This is a genomic window from Actibacterium sp. EMB200-NS6 (assembly GCF_001305615.1).
Classification (GTDB): Bacteria; Pseudomonadota; Alphaproteobacteria; order Rhodobacterales; family Rhodobacteraceae; genus Actibacterium_A; species Actibacterium_A naphthalenivorans.
The window spans coordinates 116865-133313 of record NZ_CP010870.1 but is presented as its reverse complement, the minus strand read 5'-3'; the positions used below and the strand labels follow the sequence as shown (position 1 = coordinate 133313).

The following is a 16449-nucleotide window of genomic DNA, read 5'->3' as shown; positions in this document are numbered from 1 at the left end:
GGATTTGTTGCATCTCTTTTACGGGAGACCCGGCATCAGGCAACCTGACAAGGCCGCGAGAAGTGTATCCATTTGTATCCTTGACCTTACCCTGCTGGAGGGCCGCAAATGACGCCGGGAACGAGACAATGGGGGTGTCATGGACCACCGGAACCACAGAAAAAAGCCGATCACGGACAGGCTCATGCATTACGGAATGATGGCGTGTTGCGTCGTCATGCTGCTGCCCATTGCGGGATTTTTTCTTGCCGGCGGCACATTGGCGGGCATGTGGGGCAATGCAGCGGCTTTTGCCCCGCTCCTGCTGTGCGTGGGGGCGCATCTCGTGATGCACAAATTCATGGGAAAATCGTGCCATTCCGACAAGGCAAAGGATACTATCGAGGAAACGACCGAGCCCATAACCTCCGCGATTCCAGTCGTGGTCCGCGACAGGCCGTGATGTGCGCGGGAAGGTACGCGTAGGCGCGTTGCTGTTGTCGGGTTTCATGCTTGGGGGATGTGCCGGAAGTCTTGAAGACTGCTCGGATCGCGGCGCTATCGTGTCCACGAAGCAAGCGTCAGACCTTCTGCCGGATGGGTGTCGAACCCTTTCATCTTCTGCGACTGGCGTTGCGCGAATTGTCTGTGCGGACGGTCGTCAGGGTTTTGCCACAGGTGGACTTTGACGCAATTTCCGCCGTCCTGGCGAAATCTGCGGAAAATATGGGAAGGAAGCAGGTATCTTGATCGATTGCCTTTTGATCCTGCGACGGGTTTTGCTTATTCCCTTCGTGCTCTTGGCCCTTGTCTCTGGAAGTGTCTCGGCAGCAACCTCTGCTGAATACCAAAGTGCGCCACTTACCGCGTATCTCTTCAGTGTACAGGACGGCGTTCCCGAGAACACACGGACTCTGTCAGCCGGGCTTCATCTTCAACTGAACGAAAACTGGAAGACCTATTGGCGGTCGGCGGGCGAGGTGGGAATACCGCCTTCGGTCGAATGGAGCGGTTCCGAAAACGTCGCAGATGTCGAATTCATGTGGCCCGCCCCAACGCGCTTCACCGCCTTCGGCATCGAAAATTTTGGTTATGCGGGTGACGTCGTCTTTCCGCTGCGCATAACGCTCAAAGATCCCGGCGCACCTGTGACTCTTTCCGCGCAGGTCAAACTGCTGGTGTGCTCCAATGTCTGTGTCCCGGAAGAGTTTGACCTGTCACTTCGCCTCGGACGGGGCAACGTCATCGACAGCACTTCGGCTGGGCTGATCGGTACGTTTTCCGAGCGCGTCCCCGAAGGGGCCAAGACGAGCGGCGTCAGCGAGGCAAATGCCTTCATCGACGAAGACCTCACGGAGTTGATCGTCAGCCTTCGCGTCGATGAACCACTCCAGTCGCCGGATGTGTTTCCCGAACTGGGTATGGGTGTTGCGCTTGGCAAACCCGATATCCGTTTGGGAGAAGAGGATCGTTTGCTTTGGGCGCGCTTGCCGATCCTCTCGTCGAATACGGATGTGACAGTGGCTCCGTCGATTACCGTCACCGACGGCGAGAACCGGGCGTTTACCGTGATTGCGGATCGCGTGGCGCAAGGCATCGCGCCGCCTTTCGAACTGGCCGCCACGACACCGGACATGATGGAACTGCTTTGGATTGCCGCGATCGCGCTGCTGGGTGGATTGATCCTGAATGTGATGCCCTGCGTGCTGCCGGTGCTGTCCATCAAGGTGTCGTCTGTGCTCAAACACACCGATCACGACACAACCCGTGTCCGGTTCGGTTTCGTCGCTGCCAGCGCCGGCATCATGACGTTCATGTGGGGTCTGGCGCTCGTCCTCTGGGCGCTCCAGACGGCAGGCCTCAGCGTCGGGTGGGGTTTGCAGTTTCAAAGCCCGCTGTTTCTTGCGGCGATGATCGCTGTCCTGCTCGTCTTTTCGGCAAATCTGTTCGCAGCGTTCGAGTTCGCCCTTCCACACGGCATGCAGACGCGGCTTGCAGGGGCCGGAGGACGCAACGGGTATTCCGCCGACTTTTTCACTGGCATGTTCGGTGCCGTCATGGCGACGCCTTGTTCGGCACCGTTCCTCGGCACCGCGGTGGCCTTTGCTTTGGCCGGGCGTGGCGTGGACATCCTCATCGTCTTTACGAGCCTCGGGCTCGGCCTCGCCCTGCCCTATCTCGTCATCGCCGCGTTCCCGCGTCTGGTCGCATTCATGCCCAAGCCTGGTCGATGGATGCTGATCATCAAAAGCGTCATGGGGGTTTTGTTGCTTGCAACCGCCGTGTGGCTGTTCTGGGTGCTCGACGGTGTCGCCGGGCTTGCGTCTGTCATCGCGGTCGCGGCGTTGTCCGGTCTCGCCGTTCTGATCTTGTCCCTCCCGAATGTGCAGTCCCAATTCAGGTGGTCTATTGCCACAGCCAGCCTTGTCCTGGCTCTTGCCGCAGGTCCTGTCCTGCAGCAATCAGCGCCGGCCCGTTCAGAGTCGCAATCGGCATTGGCTTGGATCGCATTTGATCGTTCGGACATAGCGAAACGCGTGTCCGCAGGAGAGGTCGTCTTTGTCGATGTGACCGCTGACTGGTGCCTGACGTGCAAAGCGAACAAGACACTTGTCATCGACCGTGATCCGGTCCGCAGTGCGCTGGACACGCCGGGCGTCACGCCGATGCAGGCAGATTGGACACGCCCGGACGCGCGCATTTCCCGTTACCTTGAGAGTTTCGGCAGATATGGCATCCCCTTCAATGCCGTCTATGGACCGTCGGCACCAAACGGCATTGTGCTGTCCGAATTGCTGACGACCGAGGACGTGATGAACGCCTTGGCGCAAGCCAGGGGTCGGGATATTTCCGCAAAGGTTGCCGGACAGGAGTGACCTGCCCGGGCGGGACACCGACCAGTAGTCAGCCGCCGAGCCGCTCAAGCGCGGCACGGACCGCCGCACGCCGAGGATCACTGGCAGGCTGCTGTTCCAACAGCGCTTCAGCCTTACGGTAGGCGGCGATGGCGCGATCGGGCTCCTGAAGGACGGTATAGGCGTTTGCCAGCCGCATCCAACCATCCAGATCGTCCGGATCATCCTCAAGACGCTCGGCCAGCCGCGAGACCATCGACCGGATGAACTCCGCGCGGTCCGCGTCATTCATCTCCGACGCCGCCGCAACATCTGCCGCACTCGGGCCGGGTTGTGATGTCGGCCCGCTGGGTAGATCGACGACCGGGAGGTCAGCTGCCGCTGCAATCCGGTTGATCTGCAAAACGTATGTTTCCATCCAGGGCACGAACGTCTTTTCCTGGTTCAGCCGGGAAACGAGCAGATCGTAGGCCTTACGCGTCTCTTCTTTTTGAAGATGGTAGAGAGACTCGAAATAGGTTGCCGCAGGATTGGATGGGTCAAGTTCCAAAGCGCGATCAATGGCCAATTTCGCCCGTGGAATAACAACGCCATCATTGGCAACCGCGACAGCCTCCGCCAGCATGGAGAATGTCGCGGAGGTGGCATCCTCCCGTTTGGCGACAACTTCGAATGCTTCGACAGCATCAACTGTTCTGCCCATGCGCTGATAGGTCTGGCCCAACAGCATCCACCCTTCGCTGGGGCCGCCGGTCGGATCGGATACAAGCCTTTCGCGAAGTTGTATTGCCAGCGCCGTCACTTCATCAGTCTGTGCGCGCTCCTCTGCACGGGCAGCGAAGGCCATTGAAGGCACCTCCGGCGATCCCATTGTCAGATAGTAGCCCGCGGCAATAACCGGCGCGAGGACCGCCGCGACAACAAGAGTGCCTCTGCCACCACTACGGGACGATCCGGCTTTTGCTTCCAAATTGCGGGTCGTCGCGAGGATCCGTTTCTTGATCTCGAGTCTGGCTGCTTGAGCTTCTTGTTCAGAAATCAAACCGCGGTCCATGTCTCGTTCGATTTCCTGCATCTGATCGGCGAGGATGGCCGGTACCGCATCTCCTCTGGTGAGAGTGTTCGATTTGGACAGCAGCAGCGGGTAGAGGACTATTCCGATCGCGACCAGCGTCAGAAGACCGAAAATACCCCAGATCATGACGCATCCCCCGCTTCGTTTTGTCTGAGAATTTCGGACACGGTGTTCTCATCCTCCGAGCCCAAGTCTTCAAATGCCTCTTGCTTTCGCCGACTCATCAGTAGCCCGCCACCAACGAAAACCCCGATCAGAACGAAAGCGATCGGAGCGAACCAAAGCGCGTAGGTCGCAGGCTCCAGAGGCGGTTTCAGCAGCACGTAATCCCCGTACCGCGCCCGTATGTATTCGATCACCTCGGTGTCACTGTCTCCGGCGACCAAGCGCTCGCGTACGAGCAGACGCAAGTCCCGCGCCACACCCGCGTTCGAGCTGTCGATGTCCTGATTTTGACAGACGACACATCGCAGATCCTTGGAAATCTCCCGCGCACGCTGTTCCAATACCGGGGCGGTCAGCATTTCGTCCGGTTCCACCGCATTGGCGGCAATGGGAAGGAGCCCGATGCAAAACGCGAAAATCAACTGTCTCATGATGCTGCTCCATTTGGCAGTGCGCCTGCCTGCTTCAGGGCTTGCGTGAACCGTTCGACGGCGTCCGGACCCACGACCGGCCCGACATAGCGAAACAAAACGGTGCCATCGCTATCGACGATGAAGGTTTCCGGCACGCCCGACAGGCCCCATTCGATCCCGGTCCGGCCCGACAGGTCGGACCCGATCCGCTCGTAGGGATTGCCGAGGTCATTGAGCCACTTCACGGCATCCTCAGGTTTGTCTTTGTAGTTTATTCCGAACAACCGCATGCCGTCTCGTTCGACAAATCTTGTCAACACGGCATGTTCCGCGCGGCAGGGCACGCACCAGGACGCAAAGACATTGACCACGACCGGTCGTTCGTTGCCGACAAGATCGCTTCGGGCCAGGCCGGGTGTCTCCAACCCCGGCACGGGATCGAGGTCGAACGCCGGGGCCGGTTGCGAGATCAGGACGGAAGGGATCTCGTTGGGATCCCGGTCGGGATTGAGCCCCCAGAGAAAAAACCCCCCGAATATGACCGCCGCAATAAACGGCAGCCCGGCAATGAGACGTTTCATCTTCTCTCCTACTCGGCAGGAACGGCATCGGTGGCTGGCTGTTTGGCACGGCGCGGCGCCCCGACCCTCAAACGGCGATCCGACAAGGACAAACAGCCACCGATCACCAGCAGGATCGAGCCGATCCAGATCAGGTTGACGAGCGGTTCATAGAGGATCCGAAGGGTCCATGCTCCGGCGTTGTTCACTTGATCGGAGGCTGGCGTTGCAATCGACGTATAGAGATCACCCGCCAATGTGGAGCGGATGGCCGACTCCGTCGTCTGGCTTTCCGCGACCGGGTAATACCGCCGTTCCGGGAAAAGTGTCGTGACCAATTCGCCATCCCGACGCACCACAAGGGTGCCGCGATCCGCGATGTAGTTCGGCCCTTGAACCTTTGCGGCCCCTTCGAAGGTGATGTCGAACCCGGCGATCGTGACTTCGGTCCCGGGGGCGGCAAAGACGATCTCCTCACTCTTCCATCCGGTCGAGCCGATCATCCCCATCATCAACACAGCGACGCCGGCATGGGCAAGCGTCATACCGTGAGAGGCGCGTGGCAGGTTGCGCACGCGTCTCGCGCTCTCTGCAAGGGAAACCTCGAACAGACGGATGCGTAGCGCCCATTCCCGCAGGGTCGCAAAAAGCAGCCACGCTGCGCCGAGGATGGCAAGATAGGCCATGATCGGCCCGCCATACAGAAGATACCACGCGGCCAAGGCGGCGACGACCGCCAGCACGGCCACGAACCGAATGCGATCGAGCAAACCGGCGAAATCAGCCCGCTTCCACGACAGGAATGGACCAAGACCCATGAACACGACCAGCGCCAGCATCATCGGAATGAAGGCCGCGTTGAAGAAAGGTGGACCCACCGAGATCTTGTCCCCCGTGACAGCCTCGAGGATCAGCGGATAAAGCGTCCCGAACAGGACCGTTCCCGTAGCGGCGGCCAGAATGAGGTTGTTCACGAGCAGCCCGGCTTCGCGGCTGATCGGGCGAAACAGACCGCCCGGCTCCATTTCGGGTGCCCGCCAGGCGTAGAGCGCCAGCGACCCACCGATGGACACGGCCAGCAGACCCAGAATGTAAAGCCCGCGCTCCGGATCGACGGCGAACGCGTGTACCGATGTAAGCAGGCCTGACCGGACAATGAACGTCCCGAGAAGTGAAAGCGAGAAAGTCAGGATGGCAAGCAGGATAGTCCAGCTTTTGAACGCATCGCGCTTTTCCGTGACGATGGCCGAATGCAACAGCGCTGTGCCCAGAAGCCAAGGCATGAAGCTTACATTCTCGACCGGATCCCAGAACCACCAGCCGCCCCAGCCCAGTTCATAATAGGCCCACCAAGACCCGAGGGCGATACCCGCCGTCAGGCTGATCCAGGCGGCCAATGTCCATGGCCGGACCCATCTGGCCCAGGCCGGATCGACGCGACCCTCTATAAGAGCCGCAACGGCGAAGGAAAACACGATGGAGAAGCCGACATACCCGAAATACAAGAGCGGCGGGTGCATGGCGAGACCCATGTCCTGAAGCAACGGGTTCAGGTCATTGCCGTCGAGCGGCGGCGGAAACACCCGCTCGAAGGGGTTCGACGTCAGCAGCAGGAAGGACAGGAAGCCGACACTGATCCACGCCTGCACCGACAGGGTGCGCGCCTTGGTCTCGGCGGGGATGTTCGATCCGAACCAGGCGACGCCCGCGCCGAACACCGCGAGTATCAGGATCCAGAGCAGCAGCGAACCCTCATGGCTGCCCCAGGTCCCGGCCACCTTGTAGAGCATCGGCTTGAGCGAATGGGAATTCTCGACGACGTTCCTGACGGTGAAGTCGCTGACGATGAAGGCCTGCATCAGCGCTGCGAAGGCTATGGCCACAAACAGCACTTGTCCTATTGCCGTCGCCTGGGCGGATTTCATCCAGACGGCGTTTCCACGCGACGCACCTGCAATCGGCAGAACGCTTTGAACAAGCGCAAGCGCAAGCGCGAGGGCCAGTGCAAAGTGACCAATTTCCGGGACCATGGCGTTCTTTCCGATCTAAAGTTAGTGACGTCGCGTGGGACGGTGTTCAAATTCGTGATGTGGACTACTCGTCCAGTGTTGCTTTCAGGCGACGAAACTCTTCTTCGTCGATTTCCCCATTCGCAAAGCGACGCCTCAGCGTTTCCCGCGCGTCCGATTCCGGCGGGGGAGTGCCATTGTCCCGCAGCCTGAGCACCAGAAACACGATCAATGCGATCACGGCGCCCCAGAAGGCGAGCATCATGAAGCCGCCCATAAAGCCATAGCCACTGCCCCACATGTGCCCCGTCCAGGAGCCTGGTCCATCAGCCTGCGCCATGCTGGCGGGCAAGCTGGCCAGCAACGTTGGAATGAGCGTTTTCAGTTTCATCTGTTTCTCCTTCGATTAGTTCGCTTTCATCCAGTGGGATGGTGACAACAGCGCGCAAACCCGCGCTGTTCTGGTTGACCAGCTGGATATCGCCGCCATGGGATTGGACGATTGTCCTCGCGATCGAGAGCCCAAGCCCATAACCGCCCGTTTCCAGAGACCTCGATTGCTCGAGGCGATAGAAGGGATCGAAGACCTTTTCCAACTGGTCGACGGGAATGCCGGGCCCATTGTCATCGATGTTGAGTACGAGGTTCGAACCGTGGGTCGCCCAGCTGACTTTTGCGGCACCACCGTAGCGAACGGCGTTCTCAAGCAAGTTCCTCAGTGCCCTTCGGAACGCGTTGGGTCGAAGCCGCACGGCAACATCATCACTCGGGGCAAAGGTGCAGTGTGCCGCCATATCGCTGCACAAGCTGTCCAGAAAATTGCGCAGATCGACCACTTCGGCACCCTCGGATCCGGTAAGGCCGCGTGCAAAGGTGAGCGTCGCTTCGACCATACTCTGCATCTCTTCGACCGATGCGATGAGGCTGTCCCGCGTCTCTTCTTCGTCAACCAGCTCCGCGCGGACACGCATGGCGGTCAACGGCGAGCGCAGATCGTGACCAAGGGCTGCGAGCATCCGTGTCCTATCACTGACAAACCGGGTCAGCCGTCGCTGCATGCGGTTGAAGGCGACGGTCAGATCCCTGACCTCGGTCGGCCCTGTGACCGCCAATTCGCCCACATCTTCGCCCCGGCCAAGATGGTCCGCGGCCTTGGAGAGGTGCCGCAAAGGACGCGTCAGGCGCGTCATGACAAACCAGAAGATCGCCACCAGAAGCAGTCCGGCGGAAATTCCAAAGGTCAGCATCGAATAGAAAGGCCATTGGATTGGCGGACGCTCGAACCGCGTTCCGACATTCAGCCAACGCGCCCCCTTGATCGCGATCGACAGGTTCATTTCAACCGCTGTCAACTCTCCGCGCATCATCGCTAGATGCATTTCCGTCATCTCGTCCGAGAGATTGGGAAGAGGCCGCAACTCGCCCTCGATCTCGTGCAATTCAACGCGAATGTCCCGGCTGTAGCTGTCGTCCATCAGGGCGCGTATTCGCGCTTCCACGATGCCGCCGTCCGAGTGACCGGTGTGATCCACGATCGGAGCGTCCGACAGATCGAACCGGATCAGAGGCGAATTTGCCGCGCGAAGGATCGAGTCCTGCAGATCCAACGGAGCCTCCTCGATCAACCGCGCGACATTTGCTGCGCGACCCGCGGCCTCGAACCCCAATGCGGCACGAATCGCAAGGCTGCGCTCGTCAGCGAACAGGAACAGGCTGATCGCCTGGGCCACGACAAGTGCCGCGACCACAAGCAGGATCAACTGGCCGCTCAGAGACCTCATCGCACGGCGCATCACGGCGCATCCTCGACATCGGCAGCCAGACAGTATCCGCCGTTCCGCACCGTTTTGATGACACTGGGCCTAAGTACATCCGGCTCGATTTTGCGGCGGAGGCGGCTGATCTGATTGTCGATGGTGCGATCCATCGGGCCTGCCGTCCGACCAGCGGTCAGGTCAAGCAACTGGTCACGGCTGAGCACCATCCTCGCACGTTCCAGCAGGACCGCCAGCAATTTGAACTCGGAGGTCGTCAATGGCGTCTCGGTGGTGGACTGGTCAATCAGCACCTGCCGGTCGGTATCCAGTATCCAATGCGCAAAAGAGACTTTCCTCCCCGCGAGCCTTCCGGCCACGGGTTCGTCACGGTTGCTTCGCCGAAGAACCGACTTGATGCGGGCGAGCAGTTCTCGTGGATTGAACGGCTTGGCGAGATAATCGTCCGCACCGATTTCCAGCCCCACGATCCGATCCGTTTCCTCACCAAGCGCCGTCAGCATGATGATCGGAAGATCACCCTCTGGCGCAAGTCTGCGGCAAACCGACAAACCGTCCTCGCCCGGCATCATGACATCGAGCACGAGGAGGTCGAAGTGACCGGTGGCCAGTTTGGCATCCATCTCCACGGCATCCCTGGCGACGGTCGTGCGCATTCCGTTCTTCTCCAGAAAGCGCGCGACGCTTTCGCGTATCTGAGCGTGGTCGTCCACGATAAGGATATGAGGTTGCGGTCCCATGGCGTCCTTCCTAGATCATCGTTGCATCGTGTTTCATGGGCAGAATTGTAGCCGTTTGTATCAGGTCAGTCCCTTGCTACAGATGGATACAAATCTGTGCCTGCACCGTGTCGTGCTCCCGGGTAGCGTCGCGCGTATGTTATGTGACCTTTGGGATCGCAACCGATCAAAGGATGAGGTTTTCGAATATGGCTCTTGATTTGAACCGGCGCCGTTTCGTTCTGGGTGCTCATATGACGGTGCTGACCGTCACGGCGTCACCGCTTTTGGCGCAGAGCCGATCTGTCTGGTCGGCAGAGAATGCCTTTGACGCGCTTCTATCGGATACGGCGCGGATCATCGATGTCAGAACGCACGAAGAGTGGCAAGAAACCGGCGTAGGTGCTGGTGTATGGCCGATAAGCATGCACGCGTCCGGTTTTCCGGACCGCTTGTTCAGGGCGAAGGAACTGAGCGGTGATCGCACTGTTGGACTGATCTGCGCCACTGGCGGACGCTCCGCATCGCTGCTTCGAGCGTTAAGACAAGCTGGTTACTCGGGCTACGCCGATATCTCGGAAGGGATGTTGGGATCAGGCGAAGGGCCTGGCTGGATCGCATTGAACTTGCCGACCGTTCCGGTGGATGTCGCCCTGAACGGGTTGCCCCCCGCGTTGACCTGACCTGTGAAGAATCAATCGGTTCCGTTGTGCTAAAAGCCTGATGTATGGTCAAATTGACCTGTTTGAACAGGTAGACGGGTTTGGGTGTATGACCGAGTTGATGGCCATGTTTGTCGGAATATGCGCGGCGATCCTGATGGGAATTGTCCATCATTATGCGTTGTCGGGCATTCTGAAGTTTTCCCCGCAGCGGTCGGATGGCTCCGGCTTTCGGATCATCCTGACGTTTTCCGCGTTGCTGTTGCTGCACGTATTGGAACTTGTGACGCTCGCCGTGTTCAACACGATGGTGGTGGCAAGCGTTCTGCCGCAATCGTTCAGCAACAGCCCGCCGATGTTTCAGGATGTTCTCTATGTTACGGGCATCTCGTTCTCGACCCTTGGCTATTCGTCCATAGAGGTGGTCGGGCCCTTTCGACTGTTGCTGATGCTGCAATCGCTTTTGGGCTTCATGTTGCTGACCTGGTCAGCGACGTTTCTTTACTCAGCCTGTCAGCAAGTCTGGCAGAAGGCGAAAGATGACTGAAAATCGCCACGCGCGTCGGACATGAGCTTGGCGTCAGCGTCAAATACGTCCTGATATCGGTCCTTTGACCTCACCGTGGAACGGTTGAGTGAGCGCTGCGTTGCGCGCGTGGATGAATAGCCCTTGACCTTCCAGTTGCTGGAATCCCTAGGTACAAAGCCATGGCACAGATTTTCGAAAAGACAGGCGATCACGTATCGCACCATCGACACGGGGATATCTTGAAATCTCCCGTATGGGTTGGCGTGTTGCTTGTCGTTCTCACATTGCCGGCTCACCTTTTTTTGGATGAGCAAAGCTCGATAGCTCTTGCTTCGATCACGCTTGCTTTGATTGGCGGTGCCTATATCGGCTTTGGCGCTGCGGACGGCAGAGCGCGCGTGTTCTGGGCAGAGCTCGCGGTCGCCCTTTTGTTCGGCTTAGCAGCGTTCCTGGGGCTGATATGGCATTGGGCCTTCCTCCCCTTGGGCTTGGCCCTTCACGCCCTTTGGGACATGTCACACCACAATTCTTATCGTCTCGCCCGGATTCCGAACTGGTATATTCCATTCTGCGTGGCCTTTGACCTTTTGGCAGCGACGTTCTTCGTTCTGCTCTATGCCGTGTTTTGATCCATGATGATGCGCATCCTTCTTATGGCGGTGTTCCTGATGGGAGTCGTCGCATTGGCCTTCCCGGACGTCCTTGGCGTTGACATTCGCCTGCCGGATCGCGCGGAAATTGACCGCTGGATCGAGGCGGCAGGTCTTGCCGGACCAATTGTCATCGTGGCGCTCATGACAATCGCTATTGTCGCAAGCCCCCTGCCCTCGGCGCCAATCGCACTCGCCGCCGGAGCGGCTTATGGACACACGTACGGGACGCTCTTCGTCGTTCTAGGTGCGGAACTCGGTGCGCTTGCCGCCTTTGGTCTGGCCCGCGGCTTGGGTCGTCCCTTCGTTGAGCGTCATCTCGGTCAGAAGATTAACGCAGGCCTGTTCGGGTCCCAGAACACTCTGACCTTCCTGGTCTTCGGCAGTCGCCTGCTGCCGTTTCTGTCCTTCGATATGATCAGTTACGCCGCAGGTCTGAGCAAGCTGCATCTTTGGAGGTTCGCGCTGGCCACGATGGCCGGGATTATTCCAGCGAGTTTCTTGCTCGCTCACATGGGCAGCCAGGCGATGAACGGCGATGCCCGCACTGCCACATGGACCGCACTTGCGCTGGGTGGCTTTACCGGCCTGTCGGTTCTCTTCGCCGCGACGCGAAAGACCGGTACGAAACGGAAGGAGAGCTGATATGGCCAGTCATTCCCACGCCGGGCATATGCCGAGTTCCGGCAAGGCCCTTGTGATTTCGGCCTGGCTCACCGGCGTCTACTTCGTGATTGAACTGGCCGTCGGGCTCTGGACTGGCTCGATTGCCGTCCTGTCGGATGCGTTTCACACCCTGTCGGCGGTTGGCGGCGTTCTGGTGGCCATCATCGCGCAGCGCATTGCGCGCCGCCCGGCGGATTCGGCGCGGAGTTTCGGCTGGTACCGCGCCGAGATCATCGGGGCACTGGTGAATGGCGGCTTTCTTCTCGGTATGGCGCTTCTGGTGATCTGGATGGGCGCGATGCGGCTCGGGAATCCGATTCACCTGGCCACGGGTCCCATGCTCTGGGTCGCCTTCGGAGGCCTGGTCACCGAAGTGATCTCGCTGGGGCTGATGTGGCAATCGAGCAAGGACGATCTGAATGCCCGTGGTGCGCTCTGGCACATCATCCAGACCTTTGTCGGCAGCCTCCTGATCATCGTCACCGCTCTAGTGATCGAGTTCACCGGCTTTCTGGCGATTGACCCGATCCTCGGCATGGCGTTCGGGGTGGTTCTCCTCTGGGCCTCCGTCGGCGTCATCAAGGAAGCGGTCCACATCCTCATGGAAGGCACGCCAGAGGGAACGGATCTCGAGGCTGTGACGACGGACCTGCGCGGCCAGGACGGGGTTCTGGACGTTCACCATGTGCATGCCTGGACGCTGACCAGCGGCAAACACGCATTTTCTGCCCATATCCGCCATGGTGAGCCCGCAGAGGCCGCGGACCTGCTGAACCGGGCCTATCGGCGGCTGACGGAACAGCATGGGTTTCACATGGTCACGCTGCAGCTCGAAACAGAGTGTCTCGACGAGCGCCACGCGCGGGATCTTGATATAGTCCAGATAGCGGCTGCAAAGGCTGCGCAAGAAAAGACTGATGTGCGAGATGCGCATCCGCACCCAAGCCCTAACACAGAAGGGCCGTAGACTGTGATGGACATAATACTAGCCGCAGAGCCGGTGTCGCGTTGCCCTTAAATTCGGCACACGGCGCGTTGGGCAGCGTGTGTTGCCCTTAAATGTGGTCTTCAGACGCCAGCTCGTCGGAGTTTTTCCCTATTTCGCAGTACAATCCGGTCAACTGCTGCAAGAAGACGGGGCCCTTTTTCAAACGCACGAAGCAAGGCAACTCTTGCGTACCCATCGAGGCCAGTGCTGAATATAGCCGCCTTGGCCAGTGGACGTGACTGAGCAACGGCGATTGCCGCAAGGCAGAAGAGTCTCACGTCGGGTCTGGGACTTTGAAGGGCAAAGGCCGTATCCGCGCGAACGGACTTGAGCGCCTTGGCATAAGTGGCCGCCCGCATGGCGCGTCGAAGTTTGTTGGCGCAGTTGGACGTCACCGCACTTTCGAGCAGCGCCGCGCCGCTTCGGGCACGACGCACCAGCGTTTCGGATATTCGGTTGCGATCAGGCTTGATGAGGATCGACGCAAGTCGGGTGCCGCAGATCTGGCAGTCGAATGCCCATAACTTCCGCCACTGTTTGAGCGCTATACCGCGCCGAGAGCAGTCGGGACAAGTTTGGAACGCGACCTGCGCCGTCATCAGGGCATCGGTCTGGGTCATTGTCCCAAAGGTAAGGGATTGAACAGTTTCAGCGGCAACACGGGCCGCAATCGATATCTTTTCTGCTGTGGTCGCGGCCACCTCGACGTCAAAATCCAGCATGGCGACCTGTCGCGTATCGACTCCAATATGCGCCAGGAGTGCGTCGACCTCACAATGGTTGGTGACCGCCAGTCGCGTCAGCCATCCAGAAAGCAGCTCATCTGCAAGAGGCGTGACAGTTTTCGGCAACGGGCGCTGCTTCAAGCTCTGGCCTTCTCGAGCCGCCGTTGGGTATTCGCATGGCGCGACCAAACGGGCGTCCATTTTGCGACTGCATCGTCGGTGATGCATTCCTGGCCCGTGACGATCGCGTCAATGGATAGGTCCTTGACCAAGGAAAATATCCGCGAAGTCACCCCGCCGGTCAGCGCCAGTATCTGCTTGAGCGATTTAACCTTCAGATTGGATTTCTTCGCGAGCGGCATGGCCGCGATCAGGGTTTGGATCATGTCCGAGAACTCGGCATCGTCGCGCCAGTTTGGCAGGTGGTGTTCGTCCAGGCGTCGCGCGAGTTGGACATCGCCGCGAATGGCATCGACCGCTTCGCTGACTCCAAAGCATACCAGCGATACCTCGAGTTCATTGCTGAGATAACGCAGAACATTCAGGAAGCGGCGTTGTTCGCGATGGGTTCCCGCCAGGAGGTTGTGAACTTCGTCGATCATGATCATCCGAAGCCCGAGATCGCTTAGAAGGCCAACAACGCGGACCTCAAGCGAGGCAACACTTTGGGCCCGCAAGCTTAGCACCGATGACGGAGCGCCGACGGCAGCGAGGATGTGCATATAGAACCGCCGCTCGTCTGGCGCTGGTGGTGCCTGCAAAAGAAGCAGCGGGGTGCGCGTGATACCTGTTTCCGGATCGTATTCCGGCGCGTACCTGCGCGACAGGTTTCGGGCGATCATCGTCTTGCCGATGCCGGAGGCCCCATGCACGAGAAGGCCCGGCATTCGAGTCTGCCGTGGCATCTCGATGAGGCCTTGCAGCCGGTCTAGCACTTGTTCCGCCCTCGGAAAGCCGATCCAGATATCTGATTGAATGAGGGCGATGCGGCCGTCTGCTTCTGTTTCTGCCCTCAATTCACCAGCGCTCCACCTTAAACATGGGGCGCGATGTATCACCGGTGTCGACTGGTCGCAGCCCCTCCGATTCCCGATCATCGGTGACCAGACCCTTCATCGAAGAATTCCTTTCACGGGATCGGCGCTCTGCCTTGGTGAGCGCGCGGCTTTCTCCCTCGATTTGGCGTTGCTGCCGGATCAATTCGGCGAGGACCAGTTCATTCGTGCCCACTTTCCCAATGGCCCGTGCCTTTTGCATGGCCTCGCGGTATTCCCAGAGTGACACCGGCGGGATTTCCAGGTTGCGGTACCGGGCCTCGACACATCTGCCGCCGTCCAGTTCGACCCAGACGGCCGAGAGATCGCGGGGATCGTAGCGTACGACCACCTTTCCGTCCCGGCGACCGACATAGCCCGCGAGGGCGTCGGACCAGTAGCGCAGGTCGAACAGGTGGATGCCGTCACGACGTACTTGCCGCTGCTCACTTGGCAAGAAACTCACCCGAAACGCCTCCATGTCGAAGGGGATGTCGCCGGACATTTCCCCGGCGAGCGCTTCCCACTTGGCGACAGGAGCGCAGCCAAGGCTCGAATGAATGCTGTTGTTGTAGCGACAGATTTCCAAGGCAAACCACCGATCAAACTCTCGCAAGGTCATCGCCGCCATGGCTTCTGCGGCATAGCCGCCCTTGGCCGCGACCGACGACTGCGTTGTTCCTGGCAAGAGATGCACTGCGCCCATCATAGTGCCGATCAGCCGCTCGACATGCCCACCAAAATGAGGGCTTCCCGGCGGTCGATAGACCAGATTGATCCCCCATTCTGCGCAGGCAGATTGAAAGGCACGGGATCGAAAATCGCGGCCATTGTCGACGTGAATGCTGTCGGGCTTTCCCTGCGCGGGCCACGGAACATTACACTCGAGGTCGGCCAGAAACTCTGCTTTGGGGGCGACGGCCCGCGTGAGGCACAAGGCCACCGAAAGGCGAGACGGCGCCTCGAAGCTGACATGGTATCCTGTCACCATGCGCGTGGCGATGTCGATCGCCAAGGTCACCCAAGGACGGCCGATGGGTTTGCGCTCGAAACTGTCGACAAGGATTATGTCAGCTGGTGTGTGATCGATCTGTACAACGTCCAACGGTCGTTCTGATCTATTCCTTCCCGTCACCGGCGCAAACCTTTGGCGCGCTGCCTTTGCGCCCTCGCGCGCTTTCATGACTTCGCGCGCATCCATCGCATCGAGGCGACGCTGAACAGTTCGGCGCGTCGGGGGCTGAAGCCCTCGCTCAAGGCAGGCACTGCGGATTTCTGTCACAACGCGCGCCAGGCTAGGTCGTTCTCGCCGAAGGTAGTATCGAGTCAAATGGTCTTCGATGATGCCTTCGACATCACCGGCCACCATGATCGACCCCGTGGGTCGGCCGCGTCTGCGGGGAACAAGAGCGCTTGTCCGGCCACCTTCTTCTGCAAGCCGTCGGATCCAGCGCCAAACTGTGGTCTTGCTGACGCCAAGCTCCCAGACTGCATCACGTATACCGCTTTCCAAGCTCCCGGTGCGATTGAGATACGCCTGTACAAGCGGTCGAAGGACCGATGCCCGGCGCAGCGCCTCAGCACCAGCATCGCCACAGTCTTCATCATTACCTTCCATCGCTGCCAACCGCCCAACCCCGTGAAC

17 protein-coding genes are annotated in these 16449 nt (G+C 59.5%); 7 read left to right on the top strand and 10 right to left on the bottom strand.

Going from position 1 to position 16449, the window contains the following annotated elements; translation table 11 throughout:
• The first annotated feature begins 139 nt into the window (after positions 1 to 139).
• Both TQ29_RS18315 and TQ29_RS18310 read left to right on the top strand, forming a co-directional pair.
• Positions 140 to 442 carry a DUF2933 domain-containing protein gene (locus TQ29_RS18315; protein WP_054540594.1) on the top strand — a complete coding sequence of 101 codons (303 nt, stop codon included), beginning with the start codon at positions 140 to 142 and terminating at the stop codon, positions 440 to 442.
• A gap of 283 nt (positions 443 to 725) precedes the next feature.
• The gene (locus tag TQ29_RS18310) at positions 726 to 2855 is read left to right on the top strand and encodes a protein-disulfide reductase DsbD (protein ID WP_054540593.1); all 2130 of its coding nucleotides are present in this window, start codon (positions 726 to 728) and stop codon (positions 2853 to 2855) included.
• A gap of 28 nt (positions 2856 to 2883) precedes the next feature.
• Here the strand turns inward: TQ29_RS18310 and ccmI are convergent, their stop codons facing one another.
• The 7 genes from ccmI to TQ29_RS18275 all read right to left on the bottom strand — a co-directional run bounded on the left by ccmI (position 2884) and on the right by TQ29_RS18275 (position 9571).
• Entirely contained in the window at positions 2884 to 4035 is a 1152-nt protein-coding gene (gene ccmI, locus TQ29_RS18305) for a c-type cytochrome biogenesis protein CcmI (RefSeq protein ID WP_054540592.1), read from the bottom strand.
• Entirely contained in the window at positions 4032 to 4505 is a 474-nt protein-coding gene (locus TQ29_RS18300; protein WP_054540591.1) for a cytochrome c-type biogenesis protein, read from the bottom strand. Before TQ29_RS18300 ends, ccmI begins: the two co-directional genes overlap by 4 nt.
• Positions 4502 to 5068 carry a DsbE family thiol:disulfide interchange protein gene (locus TQ29_RS18295; RefSeq protein ID WP_054540590.1) on the bottom strand — a complete coding sequence of 189 codons (567 nt, stop codon included), beginning with the start codon at positions 5066 to 5068 and terminating at the stop codon, positions 4502 to 4504. The genes TQ29_RS18300 and TQ29_RS18295 overlap by 4 nt, the downstream gene beginning before the upstream one ends.
• 8 nt (positions 5069 to 5076) lie before the next feature.
• Positions 5077 to 7077, bottom strand: a complete 2001-nt coding sequence (locus tag TQ29_RS18290; RefSeq protein ID WP_054540589.1) for a heme lyase CcmF/NrfE family subunit — start codon at positions 7075 to 7077, stop codon at positions 5077 to 5079.
• 64 nt (positions 7078 to 7141) lie between these two features.
• Entirely contained in the window at positions 7142 to 7447 is a 306-nt protein-coding gene (locus TQ29_RS21205; protein ID WP_235974530.1) for an SHOCT domain-containing protein, read from the bottom strand.
• Positions 7383 to 8849, bottom strand: a complete 1467-nt coding sequence (locus tag TQ29_RS18280) for an ATP-binding protein (RefSeq protein ID WP_054540588.1) — start codon at positions 8847 to 8849, stop codon at positions 7383 to 7385. The genes TQ29_RS21205 and TQ29_RS18280 overlap by 65 nt, the downstream gene beginning before the upstream one ends.
• Entirely contained in the window at positions 8849 to 9571 is a 723-nt protein-coding gene (locus tag TQ29_RS18275) for a response regulator (RefSeq protein ID WP_054540587.1), read from the bottom strand. Before TQ29_RS18275 ends, TQ29_RS18280 begins: the two co-directional genes overlap by 1 nt.
• Positions 9572 to 9759: 188 nt before the next feature.
• Here TQ29_RS18275 and TQ29_RS18270 point away from each other — a divergent pair, with 188 nt between their 5' ends.
• From TQ29_RS18270 to TQ29_RS18250, 5 genes are all read left to right on the top strand, one after another.
• Complete coding sequence (locus TQ29_RS18270) at positions 9760 to 10233, top strand: rhodanese-like domain-containing protein (RefSeq protein ID WP_054540586.1); 474 nt, start codon at positions 9760 to 9762, stop codon at positions 10231 to 10233.
• An 88-nt stretch (positions 10234 to 10321) separates the two neighbouring features.
• Entirely contained in the window at positions 10322 to 10759 is a 438-nt protein-coding gene (locus TQ29_RS18265) for an ion channel (RefSeq protein ID WP_040104431.1), read from the top strand.
• A gap of 161 nt (positions 10760 to 10920) precedes the next feature.
• Positions 10921 to 11370, top strand: coding sequence for a DUF6010 family protein (locus TQ29_RS18260; RefSeq protein WP_054540584.1), 450 nt, complete (start codon positions 10921 to 10923; stop codon positions 11368 to 11370).
• Between the two features lie 3 nt (positions 11371 to 11373).
• Positions 11374 to 12036, top strand: a complete 663-nt coding sequence (locus tag TQ29_RS18255; RefSeq protein ID WP_008327266.1) for a TVP38/TMEM64 family protein — start codon at positions 11374 to 11376, stop codon at positions 12034 to 12036.
• 1 nt (position 12037) lies between these two features.
• A complete protein-coding gene (locus TQ29_RS18250; protein WP_054540583.1) occupies positions 12038 to 13024 on the top strand; it encodes a cation diffusion facilitator family transporter in 987 nt (328 codons plus the stop codon).
• Positions 13025 to 13125: 101 nt separating this feature from the next.
• Here the strand turns inward: TQ29_RS18250 and TQ29_RS18245 are convergent, their stop codons facing one another.
• The 3 genes from TQ29_RS18245 to TQ29_RS18235 are packed head-to-tail and all read right to left on the bottom strand — an operon-like array spanning position 13126 to position 16173.
• Complete coding sequence (locus tag TQ29_RS18245; protein WP_054540551.1) at positions 13126 to 13911, bottom strand: TniQ family protein; 786 nt, start codon at positions 13909 to 13911, stop codon at positions 13126 to 13128.
• On the bottom strand, positions 13908 to 14786 hold the full coding sequence (locus TQ29_RS18240; RefSeq protein ID WP_054540550.1) for a TniB family NTP-binding protein: 879 nt from the start codon (positions 14784 to 14786) through the stop codon (positions 13908 to 13910). The genes TQ29_RS18245 and TQ29_RS18240 overlap by 4 nt, the downstream gene beginning before the upstream one ends.
• 1 nt (position 14787) lies before the next feature.
• Complete coding sequence (locus tag TQ29_RS18235; RefSeq protein ID WP_082386776.1) at positions 14788 to 16173, bottom strand: Mu transposase C-terminal domain-containing protein; 1386 nt, start codon at positions 16171 to 16173, stop codon at positions 14788 to 14790.
• Between the last annotated feature and the right edge of the window lie 276 nt (positions 16174 to 16449).

Excerpts from the sequence above, each read along its gene's own strand:
- TQ29_RS18315 (WP_054540594.1), top strand. The coding sequence starts at position 140 with ATGGACCACCGGAACCACAGAAAAAAGCCGATCACGGACAGGCTCATG.
- TQ29_RS18260 (WP_054540584.1), top strand. The coding sequence starts at position 10,921 with ATGGCACAGATTTTCGAAAAGACAGGCGATCACGTATCGCACCATCGA.
- TQ29_RS18280 (WP_054540588.1), bottom strand. The coding sequence starts at position 8,849 with ATGCGCCGTGCGATGAGGTCTCTGAGCGGCCAGTTGATCCTGCTTGTG.
- TQ29_RS18250 (WP_054540583.1), top strand. The coding sequence starts at position 12,038 with ATGGCCAGTCATTCCCACGCCGGGCATATGCCGAGTTCCGGCAAGGCC.
- TQ29_RS18265 (WP_040104431.1), top strand. The coding sequence starts at position 10,322 with ATGACCGAGTTGATGGCCATGTTTGTCGGAATATGCGCGGCGATCCTG.
- TQ29_RS18255 (WP_008327266.1), top strand. The coding sequence starts at position 11,374 with ATGATGATGCGCATCCTTCTTATGGCGGTGTTCCTGATGGGAGTCGTC.
- TQ29_RS18300 (WP_054540591.1), bottom strand. The coding sequence starts at position 4,505 with ATGAGACAGTTGATTTTCGCGTTTTGCATCGGGCTCCTTCCCATTGCC.
- TQ29_RS18275 (WP_054540587.1), bottom strand. The coding sequence starts at position 9,571 with ATGGGACCGCAACCTCATATCCTTATCGTGGACGACCACGCTCAGATA.
- TQ29_RS18270 (WP_054540586.1), top strand. The coding sequence starts at position 9,760 with ATGGCTCTTGATTTGAACCGGCGCCGTTTCGTTCTGGGTGCTCATATG.
- TQ29_RS21205 (WP_235974530.1), bottom strand. The coding sequence starts at position 7,447 with ATGAAACTGAAAACGCTCATTCCAACGTTGCTGGCCAGCTTGCCCGCC.
- ccmI (WP_054540592.1), bottom strand. The coding sequence starts at position 4,035 with ATGATCTGGGGTATTTTCGGTCTTCTGACGCTGGTCGCGATCGGAATA.
- TQ29_RS18235 (WP_082386776.1), bottom strand. The coding sequence starts at position 16,173 with ATGGTGGCCGGTGATGTCGAAGGCATCATCGAAGACCATTTGACTCGA.
- TQ29_RS18290 (WP_054540589.1), bottom strand. The coding sequence starts at position 7,077 with ATGGTCCCGGAAATTGGTCACTTTGCACTGGCCCTCGCGCTTGCGCTT.
- TQ29_RS18295 (WP_054540590.1), bottom strand. The coding sequence starts at position 5,068 with ATGAAACGTCTCATTGCCGGGCTGCCGTTTATTGCGGCGGTCATATTC.